Raw genomic sequence first — 25557 nt, forward strand, 5'->3', positions numbered from 1 at the left:
GAAGGTGGTTCATGTTCGTGACCGGGAGGTGCTTCATGACGGTGAGCCGGAGGCGGGTTCTCGCGGGCGCGGCGGCGTTGCCGGTCGCGGCGGGTGTGCTCGGTGCCAGGAGCGCCGAAGCCGCACCACAGCAGGGTTTCCGTGTCGGCGCCGGCATCTCCGACGTCACCGGCCCGGCCGCCGAGAACGGCATGATGGGTTACTCGATGCCGCAGCAGCAGACCGCCGGCATCCACCTCCGCACCCGGGCGCGGGCCTTCGTGGTCGACGACGGCGCCAAGCGGATCGCGTTCGTGACAGCCGATCTCGGCGCGCTGTTCCAGTCCGTCCACCAGGGCGTGATGCGTAAGCTCCAAGCCGCGTACGGCGACCTGTACACCGAGCAGAACGTGCTCCTCAACGCCACGCACACCCACTCCGCCTGTGGCGGCGATTCCCATTACGCCGCCTACGATCTGGCGATTCTCGGCTTCCAGCAGGAGGTTTACGACGCCGTCGTCGACGGTATCTTCGAGGCGATCAGCGGGGCGCACGCGAACCTCGCGCCCGGGTCGATCCGGCTCGGCCGCGCCGAACTGACCACGGCGAGCGTCAACCGTTCCCGCAAGGCTTTCGACCTGAACCCCAAGGCGGACAAGGACCACTTCCCGCAGGCGATCGACCCGGCCGTCACGGTGCTGCGGTTCAGCCAGGGCGGCACCGACATCGGCGCGATCAGCTGGTTCGCCACGCACGGTACCTCGATGAGCAACGGCAACCACCTGATCAGCGGCGACAACAAGGGGTACGCCGCCTACGAATGGGAGCACGACCACGCGGGCGTGCGCTACCTGGACGGGAACCCGCGGTTCGTCGCCGCGTTCCCGCAGACCAACACCGGCGACATGAGCCCGAACCTGAACCTCGAACCCGGCACGCCGGAGACGGAGTTCGAGAACACCCGCACCATCGGAGATCTCCAGTTCCGCGCCGCGAAAAGCGCCTTCGACGCGGCCGCGGAAGCCGTGACCGGCGGCGTCGACCACCGGATGTGCTACGTGGACATGTCCGACGTCGCGGTCGACGCGAAGTACACCCCGAACGGGCGGCCGCAGCACACCTGCACGGCCGCGATCGGGGTGTCGATGCTCGCGGGCAGCCGTGAGGACGGTCCCGGGCTGCCGCTCCCGGAAGGGGTGAAGAACCCGTTCATCGACTGGCTCGGCGGCATCGACGCGCCGATCCCGCAGGCACTCGCCGACGCGCAGGCGCCGAAGGTGGTCGCAGTCCCGTTCGGTGCGATGAAGCCGTATCCGTGGGCGCCCGAGGTCCTGCCGCTGCAGCTCGTCCGCATCGGACAGCTGCACCTCGTGGCCGTGCCCGCCGAGCTGACCATCGTGTCCGGGCTGCGTCTGCGCCGGACCGTCGCCGCGGAACTCGGCGTCCCGCTGGAGAACGTGCTCGTCCAGGGCTACGCCAACGCCTACAGCCAATACGTCACCACGCCGGAGGAGTACGACTCGCAGCAGTACGAAGGCGCGTCGACGCTCTTCGGCCGCTACACACTTCCCGCGTACCAGCAGGAGTTCGCCAAGCTCGCAGCCGCGATGAAGGCAGGGACGGCGGTGCCGCACGGGCCGACGCCACGGGACCTTCGCGGGAAGCTGATCAACTTCCAGCCCGGCGTCGTCTTCGACAGCGCGCCCGCGTTCAAGAGCTTCGGTGACGTCCTGGTCGACGCGAAGAGCACCTACGCCCGCGGCGAGCAGGTCGCGGTCGAGTTCGTCACCGGGCATCCGAAGAACGACCTGCGGCGCGGTGGCACGTTCCTGGAGATCCAGCGGCTGGTCGACGGCAAGTGGATCCGGCACGCCGACGACGGCGACTGGGACACGAAGTACCACTGGGCGCGGACTTTCGTCGCCGAATCGAAAGCCGTCGTCCACTGGAAGATCCCCCCGAACGCCCCGATCGGCAAATACCGCGTGGTCCACTTCGGCAACTGGAAGAACGGCTGGAACGGGGCGATCTCCGCGTTCAGCGGGACTTCGCGGACCTTCGTCGTCTCCTGACAAACACCGAAAGGGTTCTTCTGTGCGGAAGCTCGCCGTACTCGCCATCGCCGCCGCCCTGTTCGCCGGAACCGCCGCGCCCGCCCAAGCCGCGGTCTCGGTGAAGGTCATGGCGTTCAACATCTGGCAGCTCCCGTGGATCGCCAATCCGAACACGTCGGACAAACAGGCGAGGGCGCGTGCCGCCGAGGCCGTCATCCGCGCGAACGACGCCGACGTCGTCGTCCTCGACGAGGCGTTCAGCGCCCAGGCGGAGGAAATGAGGACCCGGCTGAAGGACGTCTGGCCGTATCAGACCCCGCTCGTCGGCCAGTACTGCTCGACGTCGCCGGGCTGGACCACGGTGAACGGGAACTGCTCGAATTCCCCCATCGTGGTCAACGGCGGGGTGACCGTGCTGAGCAAGGCGCCGGTGACCGAGAAGCACCAACTGGTCTTCGGCAATTCCTATTCGGGCACCGCGGACTATCTGTCCAACAAGGGCGCCGCGCTCGCCCGGCTGGTCGTGAACGGGAAGCCGCTCTGGATCGCGGGCACCCATCTGCAGGCCGACGAAGGGCCGGAGACGCTGCCCAAGGCGCACGACATCCGGATGGCGCAGCTCGGCGAGATCCGGGATCTGGTCACGAAATACGCTCCCGCGAGCGAACCGGTCGTCGTGGCAGGCGATCTGAACATCGAGTACTGGGCTGGACAAGCGCGCAAGGACTCACTCGGCCGGACCCAGGCCCAGCAGGGTGAAGCCTTCCTCGACGGCGTCCTCCGAACGGCGGGCGAAGGCGCGTACACCTTCGACGCGGTGACCAACCCGCAAGCCGCGAAGTCCGTCCCGGCGACCTACCGCGACTCGCTCGACTACGTCGGAGCCGTGCGCGCGGGCGGCCGTCCACTCGCCGCTGTCGGCCCGGTACAGCTCGTGCATTACGACGGTGGCACGATTCCCTCCGACCACTACCCGGTGGTGGCCAAGATCCAATACTGAGGCCTTCATCGGGAGAATCGCCTCGAGGAGGATCATGGCAGCCCTGCCAGCACGGACGAGGTACCGCTACTCGCTCGGCTCGTTCGTCACCGGCGCCTTCGGCACGGTTCCCGGCCTGCTCCTCCTGAAGTACCTCACCGACACGATGGGCGTCGCGGCGGGCGTCGCGGGCCTGATCGTGTTCGTTCCCAAAGCGTGGGACGTGCTCTTCAACCCGATCGCGGGACGGCTGTCGGACGCGGACATGGTCCGCACCGGCAGCCGCCGCCGGTTCCTGCTCTACGGCGGCATCGGCGTCGCGATCCTTTTCGCGGCACTGTTCGCGCACCCGGGCTTCGGCGGTCCGGTCCCTGACGCGATCTATGTCGTTGTCGTGTTCCTGTTGTGCGCCACCGCGTACGCGTTCTTCCAGGTGCCGTTCAACGCGCTGCCCGCCGAGCTGACCGACTCCGCCGAGGAACGCACGAAGCTGACCAGTGTCCGCATCGGCTTCCTCGCGGTCGCCATCCTGGTTTCCGGTGGTGGCGCACCCGCGATCACCGACCTCATCGGCGGCGTCGCCGGTTACCGGGTGATGGGCCTGTTCATCGCCGTGATCATCCTGCTCGCGACGCTCGGCGTGTACTTCGGGCTGAAGGACGCCCCCGTCGGCGCGCTGCGGCCGAACACGGTGAGCCCGCGCGAGTTGCTCCGGACGCTGGCGCGGTGGCGGCCGTTCCGCTGGCTGCTCGGGGTCTACTTCATCCAGGCGCTCGGGATCGGGACGGTGCTGGCCGCGATCCCGTTCTTCGCCGAGCGGATCCTCGGCAGCTCCGGCTACTCGACGGTGCTGTTCGTCGGCTTCGTCGGCCCGGCGCTGCTGACCATGCCGCTGTGGCCGAAACTCGGGGCGAGCCTGGGGAAGCTGGCCGGGTTCCGGATCGCCACCGCCGCGTTCGGCGTCGGTCTGCTGGGCCTGCTCGGCGCCCAGGTGCTCCCGTTCGCGGTCACGATGGTGTTCGTCGCCTTCTGCGGCGTCGGGTACGCGGGTATCTCGGTGTTCCCGCTGGCGATCCTGCCGGATCTGATCAGCGACGAGGAAGAGCGGACCGGCGAGACCAGGGCGGGGATCGCGGCCGGGGTCTGGACGGCGTCGGAGACGCTCGGGCTGGCGCTCGGCCCCGGTCTGTGGGGACTCGTGCTGCAGTTCGGCGGTTACCAGTCCAGTCTCGACGCCAAGGCCGCGCAACCGGACAGTGCGCTCACGGCGATCCTGCTCGGCGCGTCGATCCTGCCGGCCGTGCTGATCGTGCTGGGCATCCCGTTGCTGCGGAAGTCGGTGCTGGAGCGCCGGTCGTGACCGCCGAAGACATTCTCCGGGAGCTGCGGGAACTCCGCGCGGGAGACCTGCCGACGCACGGCGGCCGGACGCTCGCCTACGTCTACGACAGTGGTCTGTCCGAAGTGGACGAACTCGGTGCCGCGGCGCACGCGCTGGCGTCGTCGGCAAACGGGCTCGATCCGACCGCGTTCCCCAGTCTGCTGCGGATGGAGAACGACCTCGTCGGCACCGCCGCGCGGCTGCTGGGTGGTACGGCGGAGACGGTCGGCTCGGTGACCTCGGGCGGCACGGAGTCGTGCATGCTCGCGGTGCTGGCCGCGCGGGACGCCCGCCCGGAAGTGACGTCGCCGAGCATCGTGCTGCCGACGACGGCGCACGCCGCGTTCCACAAAGCGGCGCATTTCTTCGGTGTCCGCGTGGTTCCGGTGCCGGTCGATCCGGTGACCTTCCGTGCGGTCCCCGAAGCGATGGCCGCCGCCGTCGACGACACCACGGTGCTCGTCGTCGCGAGCGCTCCGTCGTACGCCCACGGCGTCCTCGACCCGATCCCGGAGATCGCGGCGCTGCTCGACGGCGTCCGGTTCCATGTGGACGCCTGCATCGGCGGCTGGGTGCTGCCGTACCTGGATCTCGGTCCGTTCGGTTTCGACGTTCCCGGCGTCACCAGCGTCTCGGTGGACCTGCACAAGTACGCGTACTGCCCCAAAGGCGTCTCCGTTCTCTTGCACGCCGACGCCGAACTGCGCCGGCCGCAGTACTTCGCCAGTGCCGGCTGGCCCGGCTACACGATGCTCAACACCACGCTGCAGAGCACGCGTTCCGGTGGCCCGCTCGCCGCGGCGTGGGCGGTCGTCCGTCATATCGGCGACGACGGCTACCGGAAACTGGCGACGGCAGCGCGAGAGGCGGCCGTGGAGATCCGTGCCGGAATCGAGGCGCTGGACGGGCTGCGTGTCCTCGGCGATCCGGTGTCGACGCTGCTCGCCTTCTCCGTCGAGGAGGGCGCGGGTTTCGACCTGTTCACCGTCGCGGACGAGATGCGTGAGCGCGGCTGGTACGTCCAGCCGCAGTTCGCGCACGAGTCGTCGCCCGCGAACCTGCACCTGACCGTGACGGCGGCGAATCGGGCCGGTGAACGGGAGTTTCTCGAGAGCCTCGCCGCGTCGGTCGAGGCCGCCCGCGACTCCGGTCCGGTCGTCGTCGACCCACAGGTGGCCCAGTTCGTCGCCGCGCTGGATCCCACGACGCTGACTTCGGAGCAGTTCGCCGGGCTACTGACGGCCGCGGGCCTCGGGGAGGGTGCCGGGCTGCCTTCGCGGATGGCGGAGATCAACGCGCTGCTCGCCGCCGCGCCCGGTCCGTTGCGGGAGCGGCTGCTGCTGGAGTTCCTCGGGGCGCTGTACACCGCGTCCTGAATCGGCCTTGACGCAATCAGCTGGTTGCTATACAAGGTCTGGGCCGCGCTGACCACGGCCGAAGGGCTGGGCACCTGGTTCGGGAACCAGGCGACCATCGACCTGCGACCCGGCGGTGACGCCGAGATGAAGTGGGACAACGGGCACAAGGCGAACATGCTCGAGCCGGTCGGCGCGGGTACCCGGCTGACGGTCGTCGAGAGCGGCTTTTCCCAGCTTCCGGACGAGACGCACCGCACCGCGTTCGAAGGGAACACGAAGGGGTGGGCGGCCGAGTTGGGCGAACTGATCGAATACCTCGATGCCGCCTGACATCGAAGCGATCGCCGAACAGGTCTTCGTCGCCCTGGCCGACCCGAGCAGACGGAGCATTCTAGCCACCCTCGCCTCGGGCGGCCCGGCCACGGCGACCGACCTGGCCGAGCGGCTGCCCATCACCCGGCAGGCCATCGCCAAGCATCTCGCGCTGCTCACCGACGCCGGTTTGGTGACCCCGGAGCAGGGGGAGCGGCGCCGCGTGCGCTACCGGCTGCGCTCGGCCCCGATGCAGGTCGCCCAGCAGTTCCTGGCGGCGCTGGCCCGTGACTGGGACGGCCCGCTCGCAGCCTTGAAAGACCATCTGGAGGGATCAACATGAGCTTCACCGTTGCCGCGTTCGGATCAAGGAGTCCGTACCGGGCCGCAAAGTCTCTTGGCTGATCCTCGAAACCACTTCGACTTCACCCGCGACAAGACCGAAGCGCGCTTCACCCACCACGGGCTGGTGCCGGAGTACGAATGCTTCGACGTCTGTCACAAGGCGTGGACGTTCTACGTCGGCACCAGAGGTCGGTCGCGGTGGTCGTGAGGGAAGGAGGCCTTCACGGCAAGACGGGCTACGAGACGACCAGTGCGGGATCGCGGAGCGTCCGGCCGCCGTCGAGGATCTCCACCGGTCCGGCGAGTCCGGTCACCACCTCGACGGCGGCCCGCAGGAGGACACGGCCGGCCATCGGGTCGATCGCCCCCGCCAGGTGGGGGACGCTGGTCCGGAACGTCACCCGGTAGGTCACCGTGCTGCCGCCCGGCGCGTCGGCGAACTCCCACGAACCGCCGAACGAGACGAAGTCGCCCTCGGTCTGCTCGAACCGGAGCCGGAGCGGGCCGGTCTCGGTCGCCTGGGTCCAGCGGGCGACGCCGTCGCGGAAGGCGAGGACGTACTGATGGACGTCGGACCCGGCCGCTTCGACCGCGATGATGTCGCCCGCGACCTCCGGGAACCGTTCCTGCTCGCGCACGAGCGCGAAGACCTCCGCCGCGGGACGGCCGGTGGACAGGGTGAGCACGTATTCGGTCATCACGAGCCTCCGGTGACGATGTTGACGCCTTGCAGATGCGTCGTCCGCAGCATGAGGTAGTTGGCCTCGCCGAACGCGCCGCCGGTCAGGCCGGTGCCGCCGTGGGTGGGCAGGAACGGCCGGAACGCCGAATGCGAGTCGTTGACATTGACGACGCCGCAGTTCGTGACCTCGTCGGCGATCTTCCGCACGACCCGCTCATCCCGCGCCCAGAAGGAATTCCGCAGACCGTAGGCGTTCTCGCCGACGAACCGGAGCACGTCGTCCAGCATCGTCTCGTCGTCGCCGGGTTCCGGGACCACCACCGGCACGAGCGGCGAAAAGGTCTCCTCGCGCACGGCCCGGGTCTCCCGTGCGGCCCGGAGTCCGTCCACGCGGAGCACCGCCGGTTCGACGAACAGCCCGGTGTCCGACGGCTTGCCGTCGACTTCGAGCCGCCGTCCGCCGTGCAGCAGCCTCGCGCCGTTGTCGAGCGCGTCGGCGAGGTCGGCGAAATGGGTTTCGGCCATCAGTACCGGCGTGAGCACGGTCTCCGGGTCGTCGGGGTAGCCGGGTTCGGTCTTCGCGGCGGCGTCGGTGAGGCGTTCGAGCAGTTCGTCCGCGATGGCGGGATGGGCGACGACCTGGTTGGGGATGTTGCAGATCTGCCCGGACTGGCGGAAATTCTCGGTGATGGCCGCGACCGCGCCGTCGAGATCGGCGTCGCGCCAGACCACACAGCAGTCGTTGCCCGCCAGTTCGAGGATCGGCTTCTTGCCCGCCGTGACGGCGGCTCGTTCGAACTCGAGGCCCTTCGCGCTGCCACCGACATAGACGATGTCGTCGACACACGGGCTGGTCAGCCACAGGTCGGTCATCGGTGGTCCACAAAGGACGTTGAGCACCCCGGGCGGCGCGCCCGCCTCTTCCAGGACGGGAACGACGACTTCGCGCAAGGTGTGCGTGGTCGCCAGTGGGACCCCGCGCGGGGCGCGCACCACGACCGCGTTGCCCGCGAGCAGCGCGGTGACCCCGAAAAGCGCGTTGGGGGTCGAGGCGTTCTGCGGCGGGTTCACGCAGACGACCCCGTCCGGTGCCCGGCGGACGGTCGCCAGCCTGTTCTCCGCATGCCGGGTGGACTCCATCTGCCCGGCACACCAGTCCAGCGTCTCCGGACTGAAGTCGGCGCGCCAGTATTCGTCGAGCGTCGGACCGGCCAGTGCCCGCGGCTGTCCCTCGGCGACGAGCAGGTCCACGAGGTCGTCTCGCCGCTCACGCAGCCGTTCGCCGATCCGGACACCCAGCGCGACCCGGTCGGCCAAGGGGACGCGGGCCCATTCCGGCGCCGCCCGTGCCGCCGCCTCCACGGCCTGCCGCGCCATCGCCTCGTCCGCCACCGCGCATCCACCCGCGACCTCGGGACCCGCCGAACGCGGATCCACCAGGCCCGCGTCGAGGTCGCGTTTGAGCGCCAGCGCGCCGAAAGTGTCCTCCAGTACCGCCCGGGCGGTGACGGTGTGCACGTAACGGCCCTCGGGATGGTCGACGTCCTTGCCGTCGATGTAGGCCGGGTACATCAGGAGCTCGTCTGCGGTCATCGCCGCGTCACCTCTTCCTCGCGGGCCCCGACCGTGGCCGCGGCGATGGCCGCCGCCTGGCTCCGGATCTCGGGTACCGCGGTGCTTTCGAACTCTTCGCCCCGGCGGAGCGCGCCGAGGGTGTAGATACGCCGTCCGTCGCCGTGCCGTCCGAGTACGCGGCCGTCCCGGCCGGTGGCCATGCCGAGTCCGATCGGATCGGGTTTGGCCGTGCCTTCGGTGAACAGGCGCCGCAGCAACGGATCGGGGTCGTCGCGGACCTCCGGCCGGAACCCGGTGGCGTTGACCAGCCACCCGACCGGGAGCTTCCGGCTGCCAGACGGGGTGGCCAGGCCGACGTCGAAGCCCGTCGTGGTCGGCCGCACCCGCTCGACCCGGCCGCGGTGCAGGCGGAGCCGTCCGGATCGCAGCAGTTCGCGGATCCGGTGGTGGGTCGCCGGGGCGGCACGATGCCGGTGCACGTCCCAGAACCGGTTGACACGGTCCAGGAAGCGGCGCCGTTCACCGGGGTCCAGTTGCCGCCACAGTCGCGCGGTGTGCGGCCGCATCCGGTCGACGAACTCGCGCCAGTGCTCCGGTTCCCGCGCCAGGCACCGGCGCGCGTAGCCGAGCAGATCCCGCAGTGAGTCCAGTTGTTCCGGTGGTTCCGGCACGGACGCGGCCGCCGGCGCGTGGCCGGGCCGATGGGGCCTCGGCAGCAGCCCGTGCCTCGACACGGCGTGCACCACCGTCTCCGGATGCGCGCGGGTCACCGAGACGGCGATGTCCATCATGGACAGACCGGTGCCGAGGACCAGCACCGGTGAACCGTCCGTCGCCGCTTCCGGTCCCGCGCCCCGCCAAGGATCGGCCACGTAGCGATCCGACCCGCCGGGCAGCAGTCCGGCCAGCGGATCGCCGTGCCCGGCGCCGGGAGCCAGTACGACGGTGTCCGCCCGGACCGGGCCGGGCCCGTCCAGTTCGACGGTCACCCCGCCCTCGTCCGTCGTCAGGCCGACGGCGGTCGCGGTGACCCGCTCCACCGTCGCCACCCCGGCCGCCCGCCGTTCTTCGGCGACCAGCGTTTCGGTCAGGTAGCGGCCGTAGTCACCACGAGGCAGGAACGTGCCGTCTCCGGCGTCCCAGCCCCGCGCCCGGCTCCAACGGACGAAATGCCCGGGATCGTCGTCGAGCGCGCTCATCTTCCCCGCCGGGGTGTTGAGCAGATGCTCGGGATCGGTGGTCCGGTAGGCGACGCCGGGGCCGAACTCGCCGCCGCGGTCGACGAGTACGAGCCGCAGCCGTCGCCGGTGTCCGACGGCCGCGCGGAGCAGGTGCGTGGCGGCCAGCGCGCCGCTGGCGCCGACCCCGATCACGGCGACCCGCGCGGGCTCAGTCATCCGCGTTCCGCCCCTCCGGTGGTCACCGCGGCCAGGGTGTCGCCGAGCATCCCGGCGGCCAGCGTGTCGCCGTCCTTCGGGTCGATCAGCAGGAAGGAACCGGTGGCCGCGCAGTCGACGTACTCGTCCGCGGGAAGGGAATCGGCCACCCGCAACCGGACCTGGCCCATGTCGTTGAGCGTCAGTTCGCCTGGACCGTCCACAAGGGACAACTCCTGTTCGTCGAACCGGGAGACCAGCTCGGGTACGACGCAGGACGTGGTCCGCGTGCCGTGTTTGAGCAGGGCACGCGCGCCCGGTCGCAGCGGGGTCCCGGCCAGCCAGCAGAGCGTCGCGTCGAGCTCTTGGCGCACCTCGGGACGGCGGGCCGCCGCCGCGATGAGGTCGCCCCTGGAGATGTCGAGTTCGTCGGCCAGCGCCAGGGTCACCGGACTCCCCGCCGTCGCCTCGTCGGCCTGCCCGTCCGGGGTGCCGACGGTGGTCACGGTGGTGGTCGTTCCTTCGGGAAGGACGACCACCTCGTCGCCGGGCCGGACCACACCCGCCGCGACCTGACCCGCGTAACCGCGGTAGCCCTGGTCGCCGTCGCGCAGCACGTACTGCACGGGCATCCGGAAGCCGACGTCGCAGCCGCGCTGGTCGGGCGTGATCTCTTCGAGATGCGCCAGCAGCGTGGGCCCGTCGTACCACGGTGTCCGCTCCGACGCGGTCACGACGTTGTCCCCGGCGAGCGCGGAGATGGGGATCGTGGTGACCTGCTCTTCGGTGTAGCCCAGTGAAAGCGCGTGTGCGACGAACTCGGCCCGGATCGCCTCGTGGACACCCTCGTCGAAGTCGACGAGGTCCAGTTTGTTGACCGCGAGCGTGATTCCCGGAACGCCGAGCATGGCCATCACCGCCAGATGCCGCCGCGTCTGCGGCAGGACACCCATCCGCGCGTCGGTGAGCAGCACCGCGTGGTCCGCGGTCGACGCGCCGGTGACCGTGTTCCGCAGGTACTGCACGTGCCCCGGGGTGTCGGCGAGCACGAAGGTCCGCCCGGCGGTGGCGAAGTAGCGGTAGGCGACGTCGATGGTGATGCCCTGCTCGCGTTCCGCGCGCAGGCCGTCGACCAGCAGGGACAGATCGGGGTCGGTCAGGCCGCGTTCCTCGCTGCTGCGCAGCACCGCGTCCAGTTGGTCGCTGAGCACGGACTTGGTGTCGTAGAGCAGCCTGCCGACGAGGGTCGACTTCCCGTCGTCCACGCTGCCCGCGGTCACCAGCCGCAAAAGGTCGGTCGTCATCAGAAGTAGCCCTCCCGTTTGCGGTCTTCCATGGCCGCCTCGGAGATGCGGTCGTCCGCGCGGCTGGCGCCGCGTTCGGTGAGCCTGCTGGCCTTGATCTCGTCGATGATCCCGGCGACCGTGTCGGCCTCCGATTCGACCGCTCCGGTGCAGGAGCCGTCACCGACGGTCCGGTAGCGCACCAGCCGTTCGACCAGTTCCTCGCCGTCGGCGGGGCCGCCCCACGGTCCGGGCGTGAGCCACATACCGTCGCGCCGGTGCACCTGGCGGCGGTGGGCGAAGTACAGCTCGGGCAACTCGATGTCACGGTGCTCGATGTAGCGCCAGACGTCCAGTTCGGTCCAGTTGGAGATGGGGAAGACCCGGACGTGCTCACCGGCCTTGTGCCTGCCGTTGTAGAGGTTCCACAGTTCGACCCGCTGCCGCTTGGGATCCCAGCGGCCGAAGGAATCGCGGATGCTGAAGACCCGTTCCTTCGCGCGGGACTTCTCCTCGTCGCGGCGCCCGCCGCCGATCACCGCGTCGAACCGCTGATCGGCGATGGTGTCCAGGAGCGGCACGGTCTGCAGCGGATTGCGCAGCCCGTCCGGGCGTTCCTGGACGGCGTCGCGGTCGATCCAGTCCTGGACGGCGGCCACGTGCAGCCGCAGACCGAACCGTTCGACCAGGTCGTCGCGAAAGGACAGTACCTCCGGGAAATTGTGCCCGGTGTCGACGTGGACGAGGGTGAACGGCGGGGTGATCGGCGCGAACGCGCGGATCGCGAGGTGGACCAGCACCGTGGAGTCCTTGCCGCCGGAGAACAGCAGGGCGGGCCGGTCGAATTCGCCCGCGACCTCGCGCAGGACGTGGATGGCCTCGGCCTCCAGCGCGGAGATCCCGGCCGTGACCCGGTCGGTGGCCGGCGCGCTCATCGGACGATCGCCTCCTGTCGCTCTCGTTCGCAGCGGTCCAAGGCCCGCTCGATCATCTGAAGGCCCTCCTCCACGTCGCAGTCGGACGTGTCGACCCGGACCTCCGGGCTCGCCGGTGCCTCGTAGATGTCGCTGAATCCGGTGAGCCCGGCGACTTCGCCGCGTTCCGCCTTGGCGTACAAGCCCTTCACGTCGCGCTGGACGCAGATGTCGATGGGGGCGTGCACATGGACCTCGACGAAGTTCAGGCCCTGGTCCTCGTGTTCGGCCCGGACCTCGGCGCGGGCGGTGCGGAACGGCGCGATCACGGAGACCACGACGAGCACGTCGTGCGCCGCGAGCATCGAGGCGATCTTGCCGATCCGGCGGATGTTCTCGATCCGGTCCTCCCGGTCGAAACCGAGTTCGGGGAACAGCTCACGCCGGATGACGTCGCCGTCGAGATGTTCGACCTCGCGGTGCCCGCGATGGCGCTCCGCGAGCTTCTTGCCCAGTGTCGACTTGCCCGAACTGGGTAGTCCGGTCAACCACAGCGTGGTGGTCATGGGACTCCTTCCTTCTGGTGTGCGGTCGTCAGGGCGCGTATTCGCGGCCGAGCAACTGCCGGGCGACCACGAGTTTGGTGGCGTTTTCGGTGCCGTCGGCGATTTCCTGCCCGACGGCGTCGCGCAGACGGCGTCCGGCGGGGTTGCTCTCGTCCCAGCCGCGGTGGCCGAAGGTGAGCAACGCCTGATGGGCGGCTTCGACACCGACCCTCGGCGCCCACCACTTGGCCATATTGGCTTCGGTGCGGTGATCCAGGCCGGCGTCCTTGCGCCACAAGGCCTCGTAGGCGAGCAGCCGGGCGGCGTGGACGCGGGTGGCGTGCTCCACCAACGGGAACGCCACGCCCTGGTGCTTGCCGATCGGAACGCCGAAGGTGGTGCGTTCGCGAGCGAAGGCCAGCGCGTCGGTCAGCGCGGCGTCCGCCGACGCGACGGCGAGGATCGCGATGAGCGCCCGGGAATGGTCGAAACCGCGCATGACACCGACGAATCCTTCGCCGACCTCGCCGACGACCTCGTCCCGGCTCGCGGGGTAGCGGTCGAACTCGATCGTCGCCCGTCCGCCGGCGCGGGCACCGAGGTCGGTCAGGGCCTCCCGCCGGACCCGGGGGTGGTCGAGCCCGACGTAGAAGGCGGTGACCCCGCGGGCCCCGTCGTCGCTCGTCCTGGCGAAGACCAGGCCGTGTGTCGCGTGCGCGCCCAGCATGATCGACGTCTTCGTGCCGGTGAGCGTCCAGCCGTCGCCGTCGGGTTCGGCCCGCAGCCCGATCGCCGCGGCGTCCGTGCCGTGCTCGGGTTCGGTGAGCACCAGCGCGACGACCGACTCACCGGACGCGACCGGGGGCAGCCACCTCGCCTTCTGCGCGGCGGTGCCGTTGCGGTCGATGATGCCGCCGATCAAGGCCGCGTTGAGCACCGGATAGCAGGCCGTCGCTTCGGCCTTGGCCAGTTCCTCCACGGCGACGCCCGCTTCGACGGCGCCGAGTCCGCGTCCGCCGTACTCCTCCGGGACGCAGAGCCCGGTCAGTCCCGCGCGGCCGAGTTCGCCGAAGAAGCCCGGCGGGAAGGTCCGTTCGCGGTCGTTGCGGGCGGCGCCGGGGGCGATGTGCTGTGCGGCGAAGGTCCGCACCTTCTCGGCCAGCGCCTGTTGTCCGTCGGTGAATGCGAAATCCATGTCGTCCTCTCCGGCTCAGCCGGCCAGTCGTTCGCGCAGCTTGAACTTCTGGACCTTTCCGCTGGGCGTCTTCGGCAGGGCTTCGGCCTCTTCGAGACGCTCGGGCCAGAACTGCTTGGCCATCCCGAGGCCGTCGAGGTGTTCGCGCAGTTCGGGCAGCCGCGGCATACCGTCCGACGGCACGATCACCGCGCACGCCCGTTCGCCCAGCCGGTCGTCGGGGTAACCGATGACGGCGACGTCCTTGATGGACGGATGCCGCAGCAGTGCCGCTTCCACCTCGACCACCGGAACCTTCTCGCCACCACGGGAGATGACGTCCTTTTCCCGCCCGGCGATGCGGATCCCGCCGTGGCCGTCGTCGCGGGCGAGGTCGCCGGTGTCGAACCAGCCGTCGGCGGTGAGGTTCCCGGCATAGACCTCGGGACGGCGGAAGTAGCCGAGGCACTGGGTCGCGCCGCGTACCTGCAGGTGCCCGGTCTCGCCGGGGGTGACCTCGGAACCTTCGTCGTCGACGATGCGGATCTCCATCCCCGGTACGGGGGAGCCGTCGCTTTCGGCGGCACGCAGGGGCGGGTCTTCCGGCCGGGTGATCGTGGGCGCGCCGTTCTCGGTCATGCCCCACAACGCGTACAGCCGGCAGCCCAGTACGTCACGGGCCTGTTCGACGAGCACCGGCGGGATCGGCGCGCTGCCGGTGGCGAAGGTCCGCAGCGCGGACAGATCGCGCCGCCGGGCCCGCTGCCGGTCGATCAGGTCGACGAGGAACGGGGGAGCGCCCATGAAGAAGGTGACCTTCTCCTCCTCCAGTGTCCGCAGCATCTCTTCGGCGTCCCAGTTGTCGATCTGCACCGCGGTCGCGCCCAGCAGCAGTGGCATGGTGAAGTTCCACGTCCACCCCGCGTTGTGCGTGGTGGGGGAGCCCATCGCGGTGACCTCGCCGTCACCGAGGCCCAGCGCGTCGATCTGCATCCGGTTGGTGGCGTGCAACGTGTTGTGGCTGTGCAGTACGCCTTTCGGCTCGCCGGTGGTGCCGGAGGTGAACATCAGGTAGGCGATGTCGTCCGGTCCGGCGCCGCGACCGGTGATGTCGCCGGCGATCGCGCCGTCGGTACCGGGTTCGCCCAGCAGCGCGGTGTCGAAGTCCAGCGCGCCTTCGAGCCCGGCGGAGTCCGCGGGTTCGCCGGTGGCGCCGACGAGGACGCGGTGCTTGAGGGTCGGCGTGGTCTCGGCGACCTCCGCGCTCAGCTTCGCGTGCGAGAAGTTCCGGTGCCGCACCGGTCCGATGTAGACCGGGCTCTCGGTCAGGCCGGTCATGAACGACAGTTCGCGACGGCGCATGATCGGCAGGACCGGACCCGCGACGGCGCCGATCCTGGCGCACGCCAAGGTGGTCGCGACCAGTTGCCAGGAGTTCGGCAACTGCAGGGTGACGACGTCGCCGTGCTCGACGCCCAGCCCCGCGAGGCCGGCCGCGATCCGCTCGACCCGGCGTTCGAGTTCGGCGTAGGTCAGGGTTTCCGTCGCGCCGCCGTCGGTGTGCCGGACGACGATCGCGCGGCGATCGGGATGCTCGCGGGCCGCGCGGCGCAGATCGTCGAGGAGGGTCTCCTCGGCGCGCCACCAGCCCTTGGCGAGGTAGTGCTTCGCGAGTGCTTCGGACATGATTCCTTCCTCCGGTCAGACGACCGCGCGGGTGTTGCCGCCGTCGGCGAGCAGGAGCGTGCCGGTGACGAACGACGCCTGCCTGCTGGCCAGGAACGCCGCCAGCGCACCGAAATCGCCGGGATCGCCGACCTTGCGCACCGGCACCTCGGCGGCCGCGGCGCTCGGATCGGCGCCGGACGGCCCGCGCAGGGCCGGGGTGTCGTGATAGCCGGGGGCCAGGACGTTCACCGTGACCCCGCTGTCGCCGAACGCGTGCACCAGATTCCGTGCGTAGCCCAGCAAACCGAGCCGGGCGATCCCGGACAGCGCGTTGTGCGGCATCGGCTGCCGGACCGATTCCGAGGTGATCATCAGCACCCGGCCCCAGCCGCCGCGTTTGAGATGCGGGGTGGCCGCGTTGACCAGCGTGACGTGCGGGATGAACGCCGTGTCGAACGCCTGCCGGAAGTCTTCGACGCCGAAGCCTTCGACCGGGCCTTGATTCACGCCGCCGGTGTGGCCGACCACGATGTCGATACCGCCGAATTCGATCGCGGCGTCGGCGACCCAGCGCTCGACCGCGGCGACGTCGGCCATGTCCGCGACCTGGCTGTGCACCCGGCCGCCGCCGATCGCTTCGAGCTTTCCGTGCGCGTCGGCGAGCCTGCCGGCGTCGCGGGCGCAGATCGAGACGTTCGCGCCTTCGGCGGCGAGCGCCTCGGCCACGCCGAAGCCCAGCCCGCTGCTCGCGCAGGCGACCAGTGCGGACTTGCCGTCCAGTCCGAGTTCCATCAGTGCTCCTCTCCGGCGCGGACGCCGTAGCCGTAGCGGAGCAGTTGCGGCCCCGCGGCGACCGTGGTCAGCGCCTTCGGTTTCCAGTCCAGTCCGGTACGCCACCGGCGGTCGGCCCGGATGGGCACCCGGCCGTGGCGGAACCGGTCGGGATTGCCGGTGACGGTGTGGTTGACGCCCAGTTCGACGGTGCCGTCCGGGGCCACCGGGTTCATCCCGGCGATCCCGGCGAACCGCATCACGTCACCGATGACCTCACGGGGGCTCTCGGCGAAGTCCTCGTGGCGGATCCGGAGGTACCGGTCCCGCCCGGCGACCGCGAGCAGATCGGACGCCGCGTTGACCGCGGTCCAGTAGCCGGTGCTGCGCGCGGCGCTCATCCTGGTGACGTAGTCCTTGTCCTTGCGATAGGAGAACGCCGTCGCGCGGGCGTCCCGGACGACGTGCAGCACCCGGACGTCGAGGTCGTGCCTGCCCAGCAGCGCCGCGGCCTCCGCCGGGTACTTCGAACCGTCGACGACGACGTCGGCGTCCGCGGCTTCCGCCGTGGCGCGGTAGAGGCCGGCGGTCAGCCCGGTCAGCCAGGCCACGTCCGGCGGGATCGACCGGACGCCGAGCGATTCGGCCAGCCGCGCCGGTGTGTGCCGGGCCCGGAAACGGGCCGACTGGACGGCGTCGGCGGCGGCCGCGGCGTGCCGGTCGGCGACCACGCCGTCCGTCAGTACCTGTGACCACAGTGGACAGTCGGTGACCGGGCCGCCGCAGCCGCAGCGGGAATTCGTCCCGGTGCCGAGCACCCCGTTGCGCCATAGGTAGTACAGCTCGCCCGCGTGCAGTGTGCGGTGTGCCTCGCCGAGGACGTTGCCGATCATGGTGCTGCCGCAGCGCAACATCCCGGTGATGTAGAGCACCCTCATGTCCCGGCGCCTTCCTGGGAAAGCAGGACCAGATGCTGCGGGAGATGCACGGCGAGCCCCATCCGGCTGCTGGCCTCGATCAGGTCACCGCCGTCGGCCGCCGCGCCGCGCCGCAGGGTCAGGGTGGACACCTCCGGATCGAGGAAGGTCGTGGCGGCCCGGAAATCGCCGAGCAGCACCTGGTTCCGCGCGATCATCCTGGTCCTGGAGATGCGGATGCCTGCCTCGGCGAGTTTGCCGAGCAACCCCGATTCCACGGCCTGCCAGTACACCGCGTTGTGCGCCACGATGCCGTCGCACGATCCGCCGGTCTCCTCGACCATCGCGGCCGCGTGGGTGAGCATGTCCACCGGTTCCCGTTCGGTCCGCAGCGTCCGCGAACCGGGGAGGCCGACCAGCCCGGAGACCAGACCGTCGTCACTGCCGTGCAACAGCACCTGGTTTTCGGTGGTGCCGAAGCGAACCAGCAGCCGGTAGTCGATGAAGGAGGCGAGCAGCCTCGGGTGATCCAGCAGCCCCGGCGGAACCGGCAGCCCGACTCCGATGTCGGTCAGTTCCGCCTCGCCGAGCTTCGGTTCGAACTGTGCTTCGGGCGAGGTCGCGAACGTCGTGCCGGAGATTTCCCGCCGGTTCCGTTCCGGCCGCGGTTCGTGGATGTAGTGCGCGTTGCCGTCGCGAATGGTCGCCATCTTCATCAGCTGCCGCACGGTGTAGCGGGGCCGGTCGGCGAAGAGCGGGAACGCCGTCGGCAGGTAGGCGCGGAAGGTGACGGTGACGTCGTCGCTCCCGGAGCCGAGCGTGGCCGCCTGCGCGAATTCCGAACCCGGCGTGCTTTCCGTCATCGCGGGATCGGCGAGCAGCTGGCGCTTCTGCTTCGTCGGGGGCGTGGTCTGTGCTGTGGTCATCACTGCCTTTCTCGGCCGTTCGGCCGGGCTTCGGTGGTGGGGTCAGGCCGCGACGGCGACCCGGCCGTGCACGACGTCGCCGAGCTGGCGGGCGAGCCTGCCGGGATGCGGATCCTCGAAGATGTTGCGGCCGATGGCCACACCGGACGCGCCCGCGCGCATGGCGGACGCCACCCGGCGCAGGAGCAGCTTCTTCTCCGGTATCGGCGGGCCGCCCGCGACGACGACCGGGATCGGGCACGCCCGGACCACGTCCGCCATCGCCTGCGCGGAACCCGGATGGCTGACCTTGACCAGATCCGCGCCGAGGTCGGCGGCCAGCGTGGCCGAATGGGTGACCAGTTCGGGATCGCTGGCGTCGCTGATCCGCGGTCCGCGGGCGTACATCATGGCCAGCAAGGGGATGCCCCAGCGGTCGGTGTGCTCGGCGACGCGGGCGAGGTCGGCGACCTGGGACGCTTCCTCCTTGGAGCCCATGTTCACGTGGACGCTCACCGCGTCCGCGCCCAGCCGCAGCGCGGCTTCGACGCTGGTGACCAGATACTTCGCGTCCGGGTCGGGGGCGTGCGCGGTACTGGCGCTCAGATGCACGATCAGCGAGGTGCTGGCGAAGCGCGCCGGGTCGAGATGCCGGGCGGTTCCCTTGTGCAGCACGATCGCGTCGACGTCGGCGTCGGCGAGTTCACCGACCAGCTTGTCGAGCGAGTCGTCGGGGGTGACCGGCCCGTTGGCCACGGAATGGTCCAGCGGGACGATCATCAGCCGTCCGTCGCGGTTGTCGTCCATCCGGTCCAGGCGCAGCCGCGCGCCGAAGGATTGGGGCTGACTCACCGGAACTCCTTTCTGCTCAAGCCGGGATGACCGGCGTGGTGGTGTCCGCCTCGTCGAGGCCGAAGCACTCGTAGAGCACGGTCACCGCTTCGTGGACGCGGTCGCGGGGGACCAGGAACGTGGTGCGGGCCTGTGCGCAGGACACGCATTCCGCCGCGATGTCGGCGGCGGCCAGCGCGGACAGTCCCAGCGCGGTGAGTCCCGGCCTGCTGAGCAATCCGGTGCCCACGGCCGAAACCCGGCCCAGCTCCCGCCGGACGACGACCGAACAGTCGAGCGCTTCCCGTACGGCTTCCACCGCCGCGTCCCGCAGGAGGTCGGATACGCAGAACTCCATCCGCAGCGGGGCGTCCGGTGGTGAGGACCAGACGACCGAATCGACCGGGATCTCCACCCGCGACAACGCGTCGAGGATCTGGGCGCTACCGCGCACCCGGTCGCATTCCGCGTCGATCGCCACGACCGAGACCCGTTCGTCGTGGGTCACGGCGATGACGCCTGCCCGTCCTTCCAGGACTTCCGCGTCGAGCATCGATGCTCCTTTTCCGATGATGGTGCTGCCTTGGCCGCGGCCGGTCGCGTCGCGGACGACGATGTCGATCCCGTGCGCGGCGGCGAGTTCCACCGAACGCGGATGCAGCACCCGCGCCCCGGAGAACGCCATCTCCGTCATGACCGGCGCGGGCAGGCTGCGCAGCAGCCCCGCTTCCGGCACCACCCGGGGATCGGCCCGGCGCACGCCTTCGACGTCGGTGTAGATTTCGCAGACCGGCGCCCGGAGCGCGACGGCGAGGGCCACCGCGGAGGTGTCGGAACCGCCGCGGCCGAGGGTGACGACCGCGCCGGCGGGGTCCAGGGCCTGGAAACCCGCCACGATCACCACCTGTCCGCGGGCGAGCCGTTCGTGGAGGCGGTCCGCCTCGATCGAGGCGATCACCCCCGCTCCCGGCCTGCCGACCGCCCGGAGACCGGCGTCCGGTCCGGACAGCGACACCGCGGGGATCCGCAGGTCTCCCAAGGCGATGGCGAGCAGTGCCGCCGACGCCAGCTCGCCGGTGGCCAGCAGCTTGTCCAGTTCCCGTGGATCCGGGGTGTTGCTGGCTTCGACGGCCGAGCGGACCAGGTCGTCGGTCGTGTCGCCACGTGCGGACACGACGACGACCAGGGGCATGCCTTCGCGGTGGGTCCGCGCGATCCGGTGGGCGACGGAGGCGACCTTGGCCGCGTCGGCCAGAGACGAGCCCCCGTACTTCTGGATCCTGATGTCCATTTCGCTCCGTCCCCAGGAATCCTTTTCTCCGTCGGGAATTGGGTGCCCACCGCGGTGGGCACTCCCACTCGCGTAAATCCGTGAACCTCGGGAGCGAGGCCGCCGGGAGCGACCCCCGGCAAACGGAGTCCCGGTCACTGAAACAGGGGAGTGCGGATGGCGTAGTCCGCTGTTTCCAGAGAAAAGGCCGCTTCTCTTGCGTTATCGGCAAGAGAAGCGGCCTTGGGTGACGATCTCGTCGGTCCGGTCAGTCCGGTGCGTGCCGCCCCTGTTCGTAGGCGATCACCCGGAGCGCGAGTTCCACGCGATTCGTCACCTGGAGTTTGGTGAAGGTGTTCCGGACGTGGGTGTCGACCGTGTGCCGGGAGAGGGTCAGCTGCGCGGCCACGGCCTTGTTGGTCAAGCCTTGCGCGACCAGCCGGGCGACGCGCGTTTCCGTCTCGGTCAGGTTGGACCACCGGGCCCGGGACACCGGCGGGATCATCTCGGTACTGACGGCGACCGGGGCCTGCTCGCCATGCCCGTCGCTCCACGACCGGTGGATGCGCGTGGCCTCGTCGGTCAGGCTTCGCGCCCGCTCGTGCTCACCGAGTCCCATCGCCACTTCCCCGGCGTCCCGCAGCGCGAGGACCCGAGCCGGGCGCCTGCCGCTGATCCGGTGCAGTTCGGCGGCTGAGGTCAGCGCACTGAGGTCACCCTCGTTGAGACCCGCGGCGTGCGCCGCCGCGGCCGCGGTGGAGGTCACCCCGGGATTGCGGGCTGCCAGGTCCCGCGCGGTACGGACGATCTCGTCCGCGCGTGGACGGTCACCGCGGCGGAGGGCCAGTTTCACCAGGACCGGCGCGATCAGCGGGCCACCGGTCGCGGTGAAGGCGACCGGATCGGTCGCCGCGTGCAGCCCGTTCGCGACCTCGGCGGCCTCGTCCTCCCGCCCGGCCGCCCAGAGCCAGAGCGCTCGCCGCCAGGTCAGATGGGCCACATGCGCTCTCGCGCCGCCCTCGGCGAGCGCTTCCGCCTCACGCAGGTTCGCGTCGGCCTCTTCCAGCCGGCCGAGGCTGACGCGGACCTCGCCGAGCAGGCACAGCAACCTGCTGAGCAGCGCGCCCGCGGGCTGCTCCCGGGCCGCGCGGACACCGGCTTCGGCGTCGGTCTCGGCTTCGGAGAACGCGCCCCGCGCGGCCCACATCCTCGCCCAGTGGTGATGCCAGGTCGGGGTGGACCACGAGGTGCCGAGGTGCCGGGCCTCCCGGCGCGCCAGGGTCAGGGTCGACGCCACTTCGTCGAAGCGGTCGAGCGCCATCAGCGGACGGCACAGCCACAACCTCGGATGCCGTTGCTGGGCGCGCGGGCCGATCCGGTCCGCCGCGCGGACGGCGGCGCGGGTCAGCGTCAGCGACCGGTCGAACTCGCCGCGCCTCAACGCCGTCAGGCCTTTCGCCGCCGAGCCGAGCATGATCGCCTCGCCGAGCCCGAGCGCGCTGCCCGCGGCGAGACTGTCTTCGGCCGCTCGCTCGGCCAGCGCGATGTCGTCGTCCGAGCGGGCGAGGCTGTAGGCCTGGACCGCGCGCAGTTCGGTGCGGTGGACCGGGGTGAGATCGGGCCTGGCCAGCGCGAGCCGGGTGTACTCCGCCACCGCGTTGTCGCCGCCCCAATCGTGCGCGGGTTCGGCCAGTTCGGCGAGGGTGCGCACCATGGTGGTCGCGGTGTCCGCGTCGGCGGCGCGGTGCACCGCCCGCTCGGCGAGTTCCCAGGCCAGCCTGCCGTCGCCGGTGACACTGAGCAGCCGCACCGCTTCGACGGTCAGGGATTCCGCCATCGGATGGGCGTCGCCGAGCAGATGCAGGAGCCGCAGCACCAGCCGGGCGGCGACCTTCGGTTTCCGCTCCGCGTTCCGGCGGACCTCCTCCCACAGCAGGTCGATCGATTCGCCGAGGCTGCCGCGTCCGCTGCGCACGAGGTGGTCCAGCACCTCGTCGGGCTCCCTGCCCTCCGCGCGGACCACCGTGGCGGCCTCGCGGTGCAGCGCCATCCGGACCGGTTCGTCGAGTCCGGCGTACAGCGCCTTCCGGACGAGTTCACTGCGGAAGCGCAGACCCGCCGGTTCCGGGGAGAGCACGCCCGCTTCGATCGCCTCGGTCACCGGGCCGACGAGTTCGGTCGCGGGCCGTCCGGTGAGCCCGGCGACCTCGTGCACGGTGAACGTCCGGCCCAGTACGGCACCGGTCTCCAGCAAGGTCACGACCGGCTCGGACAGATCGGAAAGCCGGGCTCGCATCTTCTGCGCGACCGCTTCGGGCATCGGCAGCAGTTCGGCGTCGGGGAGGAGTTTCGCCTGCCTGTCACGTACTTCGACCTGGCCCGCGCTCAGCAGCCAGCGAACCAGTTCCTCGGTGAGCATCGGATCCCCGCCACCGCCCGCGGCGACCTCCAGGACGTCCTCGTCCGGGACCGCACCCAAAATGGCTTCACAGAGCCGTTTCAGTTCGGCGGCGGTGAGTCTGCCGATCGTGACACGCCGGGCGCCCGCGGCCGCGAGCGCGTCGACGACACCGCGAACCGGCGTCGGGGCCAGTGACGGCCGTGAAACCAGCAGCCACAGCACGGGGGAGGAGGCGAGCGCGGGCACCAGAACCCGCAGCGACAACGCGGTGAGTTCGTCCGCGTGGTGGAAATCGTCGAGACAGAGCACCAGAGGACGTTCCGCCGAGAGCTTGATCAGCCGCTCCCGCAACCGGTCCAGCGAGGCCAGCCGGTTGCCGTCGAGGTTCCCGAGATCCGCGGTCGCCTGCCGGGTCCACTCGCTGCCGCTCAATGTCGCGACCAGCGTCGACAGCGAGGCGGCGCGATCGGCGCGGGTGGCCCGGCCGTGCGCGACGGTGATCCCGCGGCACCGGGACGCGTTGATCGCGTACTCGGTGATCGCGCCCTTGCCCATGACCCCCGAGCGTTCGGCGATCACCACCGCGCCGCGACCGGATTCCACCGTGGCCAGCGCGTCGTCGATACAGGCGACGGCCTCGGTGCTCATGAATTGCGAAGTACAGCGCTCAGCCGATCGGCACCCTTGATCGGGCACGGTCAACTCCCTCCAGCGTCCGGCGACAAGACGACCGCTCCGGCCCCCATGCCTTTCCTCGAACAGTTCGCCTGATCGTCAGCTCCCCAGTGAACCGCGCTCCCTTCGCCGGTGCGAATACCCGGCGGCCGTAATCGGACTACTACGCTATTCGAGTGAAAAGGATTATTCGCACCAATGGTACGACGAAAGCGCGCTCATCCGCCGTGCACAGGAGAGATGCGGTCGTAAGGGGCGAGAATGAGCCGCTCAGGGACGGGGACACGTCGCCGATCCGGTGAATGAGCTTCGGCTCGTCGGGTACTAGTGGATCAACTGCCAGCACGATCCGATCCGAATCCGCTGGAGGATGGAGTGAAGAAAATCTGGATCTGGGCCCTGTTCGCCGGCGCGTTCGCGGTGTCCTGCACCGAATTCGTCGTCGTCGGCCTGCTTCCCCAGATCGCGACCGATCTCGAGGTGTCCGAGGCGGTGGCGGGGCAATTGGTCACGCTGAACGCCGTGGCGTTCGCGGTGGGAGCACCCGTACTGGCCGCCGCTTTCCACCGGATGGACCGGAGAAAAGTTCTCTTCGGCAGCCTGATCGTATTCGCGCTGGGTCACGCCACCGCCGGACTGGCGCCCAGCTATCCCGTTCTGCTCGGATCACGGCTGCTCTCCGGCGGAATGATGGGTCTTTATCTGGCGACCGCGATCGGAACGGCCGCCCGGTTGACCGAACCGGCGAAACGCGCGTCGACGATGGCGCTGATCGTCGCCGGGGTCAGTACCGCGACCGCGCTCGGTGTCCCGGTCAGCACCCTGATGGGGCAGCATCTCGGCTGGCGCGCCCCGATGCTGGTCATCGGCGGGATGGCCTTGGCCGCACTGGCCTTCATCGCCGCCGTCGTCCCGAAGACCGGCGCCGACGACGGTCCGCCGCTCGGCGAGCGTGTCCGCGCGCTGGGTGCCAAGCCGGTGGTCGTCGGGCTGAGCGCGATCGTGCTGTTCTGGGGCGCTTCCTTCACCGTCTACACGTATTTGGTGCCACTGCTCGAACAGCGCGCCGGGGTGCACGGCACGCTGGTGATCGTCGTGCTGTTCATCGCGGGACTGTGTGCCGTGCTGGGCAACATCATCGGCGGCAAGGGCGCCGACAAGAACTCCCGGCTCACGTTGCTGCTGACCGCGGGGATCACGGCGGGCTCGCTGCTGCTGGTGCTGCCGCTGTCCACCGGTCCGGTGCAGGCGATCATCCTGGTCACCGTCTGGCAGCTGGCCGCCTGGTCGTTCGTGCCCACCGTCCAGGCCGCGCTGTTCCAGGCCGCGGGCAAGGGCGGTGAACTGGCCGTTTCGTTCGCGGTCTCGGCGTTCAACGTCGGTATCGTCGCGGGCGCCGGCTTCGGCGGGATCGCGCTGGCCCGCGCCGGGCTGCCCGGAGTCGCGATCCTCGGCGCGGCCTTGGGCGTGGTGGCGCTGATCCTGGTGATCATGCTCGTCCGCTTCGTCGCCAAGGCCGAATCCGAGCCGGTCCGGCATGAATTCGACGCCGTGCTGTTCGATCTCGACGGCACCCTCATCGATTCGACCGCCGCGGTCCGCCGTGCGTGGCGGCGATGGGCGGAAGAGGTCGGGGTGGACCCGGAGCGGCTCGCCGGGACAGCGGGGAAGCCCGCGAAGGACATCGTCGCCGCTTTGCTGCCACCGGACCGGTTCGACGAGGGCCTGGCCCGCTACGCGCACATCGCCACGCACGACCTCGAAGGCGTGGTCATCCTGCCCGGCGCCAGGGAGGCGACCGAGGCGACCGGGGAACGCAAGGCCATCGTGACCTCGTGCACCCGCGACGTCACCGATGCCCGCACCGCGGCCGCCGGGCTGCCCTCGACCGATGTCCTGGTCACCGCCGACGACGTCGAACGGGGCAAACCGGAACCGGCGCCGTACCTGCTCGGTGCCGAACTTCTGGGCGTGGACCCGCAACGCTGCCTCGCCGTCGAAGACACGGCGTCCGGTCTGGCTTCGGGAACCGCCGCGGGCTGCGTGACCCTCGGTATCGGTGACGCCGACCGGCTTGACGCCGACATCGTCGTCCCCGATCTGTCCCACGTCCGCTTCGAGGTGGTGGGGGACAAGGTCGCCCTCACCGTGGGGAGCTGACC

22 protein-coding genes are annotated in these 25557 nt (G+C 70.3%); 8 read left to right on the forward strand and 14 right to left on the reverse strand.

Annotation, left to right across the window (positions count from 1 at the left end):
• Window positions 1-35 precede the first annotated feature (35 nt).
• From ACZ5ZX_RS10485 to ACZ5ZX_RS10515, 7 genes are read left to right on the forward strand one after another with little or no spacing between them, the layout of a single operon-like run.
• Window positions 36-2051 (forward strand): neutral/alkaline ceramidase, encoded by a 2016-nt coding sequence (locus ACZ5ZX_RS10485; protein ID WP_465501731.1) that lies wholly within the window; start codon window positions 36-38, stop codon window positions 2049-2051.
• A 22-nt stretch (window positions 2052-2073) separates the two neighbouring features.
• Complete coding sequence (locus tag ACZ5ZX_RS10490; RefSeq protein ID WP_465501732.1) at window positions 2074-3033, forward strand: sphingomyelin phosphodiesterase; 960 nt, start codon at window positions 2074-2076, stop codon at window positions 3031-3033.
• A gap of 34 nt (window positions 3034-3067) precedes the next feature.
• Window positions 3068-4372: an MFS transporter gene (locus ACZ5ZX_RS10495; RefSeq protein ID WP_465501733.1), complete on the forward strand. Its 1305-nt coding sequence runs from the start codon at window positions 3068-3070 to the stop codon at window positions 4370-4372.
• Window positions 4369-5769, forward strand: coding sequence for a pyridoxal phosphate-dependent decarboxylase family protein (locus ACZ5ZX_RS10500; protein WP_465501734.1), 1401 nt, complete (start codon window positions 4369-4371; stop codon window positions 5767-5769). Before ACZ5ZX_RS10495 ends, ACZ5ZX_RS10500 begins: the two co-directional genes overlap by 4 nt.
• Window positions 5770-6081, forward strand: coding sequence for an SRPBCC domain-containing protein (locus ACZ5ZX_RS10505; RefSeq protein WP_465502159.1), 312 nt, complete (start codon window positions 5770-5772; stop codon window positions 6079-6081).
• Window positions 6071-6406, forward strand: coding sequence for an ArsR/SmtB family transcription factor (locus tag ACZ5ZX_RS10510; protein ID WP_465501735.1), 336 nt, complete (start codon window positions 6071-6073; stop codon window positions 6404-6406). The genes ACZ5ZX_RS10505 and ACZ5ZX_RS10510 overlap by 11 nt, the downstream gene beginning before the upstream one ends.
• A 54-nt stretch (window positions 6407-6460) precedes the next feature.
• Complete coding sequence (locus ACZ5ZX_RS10515) at window positions 6461-6616, forward strand: hypothetical protein (protein WP_465501736.1); 156 nt, start codon at window positions 6461-6463, stop codon at window positions 6614-6616.
• A gap of 28 nt (window positions 6617-6644) precedes the next feature.
• Here ACZ5ZX_RS10515 and ACZ5ZX_RS10520 read toward each other — a convergent pair whose 3' ends face one another.
• The 14 genes from ACZ5ZX_RS10520 to ACZ5ZX_RS10585 form a co-directional block, all read right to left on the reverse strand.
• Window positions 6645-7106, reverse strand: a complete 462-nt coding sequence (locus ACZ5ZX_RS10520; RefSeq protein WP_465501737.1) for an SRPBCC family protein — start codon at window positions 7104-7106, stop codon at window positions 6645-6647.
• Window positions 7106-8683, reverse strand: coding sequence for an aldehyde dehydrogenase family protein (locus tag ACZ5ZX_RS10525; protein ID WP_465501738.1), 1578 nt, complete (start codon window positions 8681-8683; stop codon window positions 7106-7108). Before ACZ5ZX_RS10525 ends, ACZ5ZX_RS10520 begins: the two co-directional genes overlap by 1 nt.
• A complete protein-coding gene (locus tag ACZ5ZX_RS10530; RefSeq protein WP_465501739.1) occupies window positions 8680-10062 on the reverse strand; it encodes an FAD/NAD(P)-binding protein in 1383 nt (460 codons plus the stop codon). Before ACZ5ZX_RS10530 ends, ACZ5ZX_RS10525 begins: the two co-directional genes overlap by 4 nt.
• Window positions 10059-11345, reverse strand: a complete 1287-nt coding sequence (locus ACZ5ZX_RS10535; protein ID WP_465501740.1) for a sulfate adenylyltransferase subunit 1 — start codon at window positions 11343-11345, stop codon at window positions 10059-10061. The genes ACZ5ZX_RS10530 and ACZ5ZX_RS10535 overlap by 4 nt, the downstream gene beginning before the upstream one ends.
• Window positions 11345-12259, reverse strand: a complete 915-nt coding sequence (gene cysD, locus ACZ5ZX_RS10540) for a sulfate adenylyltransferase subunit CysD (RefSeq protein WP_465501741.1) — start codon at window positions 12257-12259, stop codon at window positions 11345-11347. Before cysD ends, ACZ5ZX_RS10535 begins: the two co-directional genes overlap by 1 nt.
• A complete protein-coding gene (gene cysC, locus ACZ5ZX_RS10545) occupies window positions 12256-12804 on the reverse strand; it encodes an adenylyl-sulfate kinase (protein WP_410582720.1) in 549 nt (182 codons plus the stop codon). The genes cysD and cysC overlap by 4 nt, the downstream gene beginning before the upstream one ends.
• Before the next feature lie 28 nt (window positions 12805-12832).
• Window positions 12833-13978 (reverse strand): acyl-CoA dehydrogenase family protein, encoded by a 1146-nt coding sequence (locus ACZ5ZX_RS10550; RefSeq protein WP_465501742.1) that lies wholly within the window; start codon window positions 13976-13978, stop codon window positions 12833-12835.
• 15 nt (window positions 13979-13993) lie between these two features.
• Window positions 13994-15643: an AMP-binding protein gene (locus ACZ5ZX_RS10555; protein ID WP_465501743.1), complete on the reverse strand. Its 1650-nt coding sequence runs from the start codon at window positions 15641-15643 to the stop codon at window positions 13994-13996.
• Window positions 15644-15658: 15 nt separating this feature from the next.
• Complete coding sequence (locus ACZ5ZX_RS10560) at window positions 15659-16417, reverse strand: SDR family oxidoreductase (RefSeq protein WP_465501744.1); 759 nt, start codon at window positions 16415-16417, stop codon at window positions 15659-15661.
• The gene (locus ACZ5ZX_RS10565; protein ID WP_465501745.1) at window positions 16417-17334 is read right to left on the reverse strand and encodes a sulfotransferase; all 918 of its coding nucleotides are present in this window, start codon (window positions 17332-17334) and stop codon (window positions 16417-16419) included. Before ACZ5ZX_RS10565 ends, ACZ5ZX_RS10560 begins: the two co-directional genes overlap by 1 nt.
• Window positions 17331-18239 carry a family 3 encapsulin nanocompartment shell protein gene (locus tag ACZ5ZX_RS10570; RefSeq protein WP_465501746.1) on the reverse strand — a complete coding sequence of 303 codons (909 nt, stop codon included), beginning with the start codon at window positions 18237-18239 and terminating at the stop codon, window positions 17331-17333. Before ACZ5ZX_RS10570 ends, ACZ5ZX_RS10565 begins: the two co-directional genes overlap by 4 nt.
• A 42-nt stretch (window positions 18240-18281) precedes the next feature.
• Window positions 18282-19070 carry a 2-amino-3,7-dideoxy-D-threo-hept-6-ulosonate synthase gene (locus ACZ5ZX_RS10575; protein ID WP_465501747.1) on the reverse strand — a complete coding sequence of 263 codons (789 nt, stop codon included), beginning with the start codon at window positions 19068-19070 and terminating at the stop codon, window positions 18282-18284.
• Window positions 19071-19086: 16 nt separating this feature from the next.
• Entirely contained in the window at window positions 19087-20340 is a 1254-nt protein-coding gene (locus ACZ5ZX_RS10580; RefSeq protein ID WP_465501748.1) for an aspartate kinase, read from the reverse strand.
• A gap of 247 nt (window positions 20341-20587) precedes the next feature.
• A complete protein-coding gene (locus ACZ5ZX_RS10585; RefSeq protein ID WP_465501749.1) occupies window positions 20588-23368 on the reverse strand; it encodes a LuxR C-terminal-related transcriptional regulator in 2781 nt (926 codons plus the stop codon).
• A gap of 402 nt (window positions 23369-23770) precedes the next feature.
• On the opposite strand from ACZ5ZX_RS10585, the gene ACZ5ZX_RS10590 reads away from it, so the two are divergent.
• Complete coding sequence (locus tag ACZ5ZX_RS10590) at window positions 23771-25555, forward strand: MFS transporter (RefSeq protein ID WP_465501750.1); 1785 nt, start codon at window positions 23771-23773, stop codon at window positions 25553-25555.
• Window positions 25556-25557 lie beyond the last annotated feature (2 nt).

Source organism: Amycolatopsis sp. NPDC033938, from assembly GCF_055575975.1.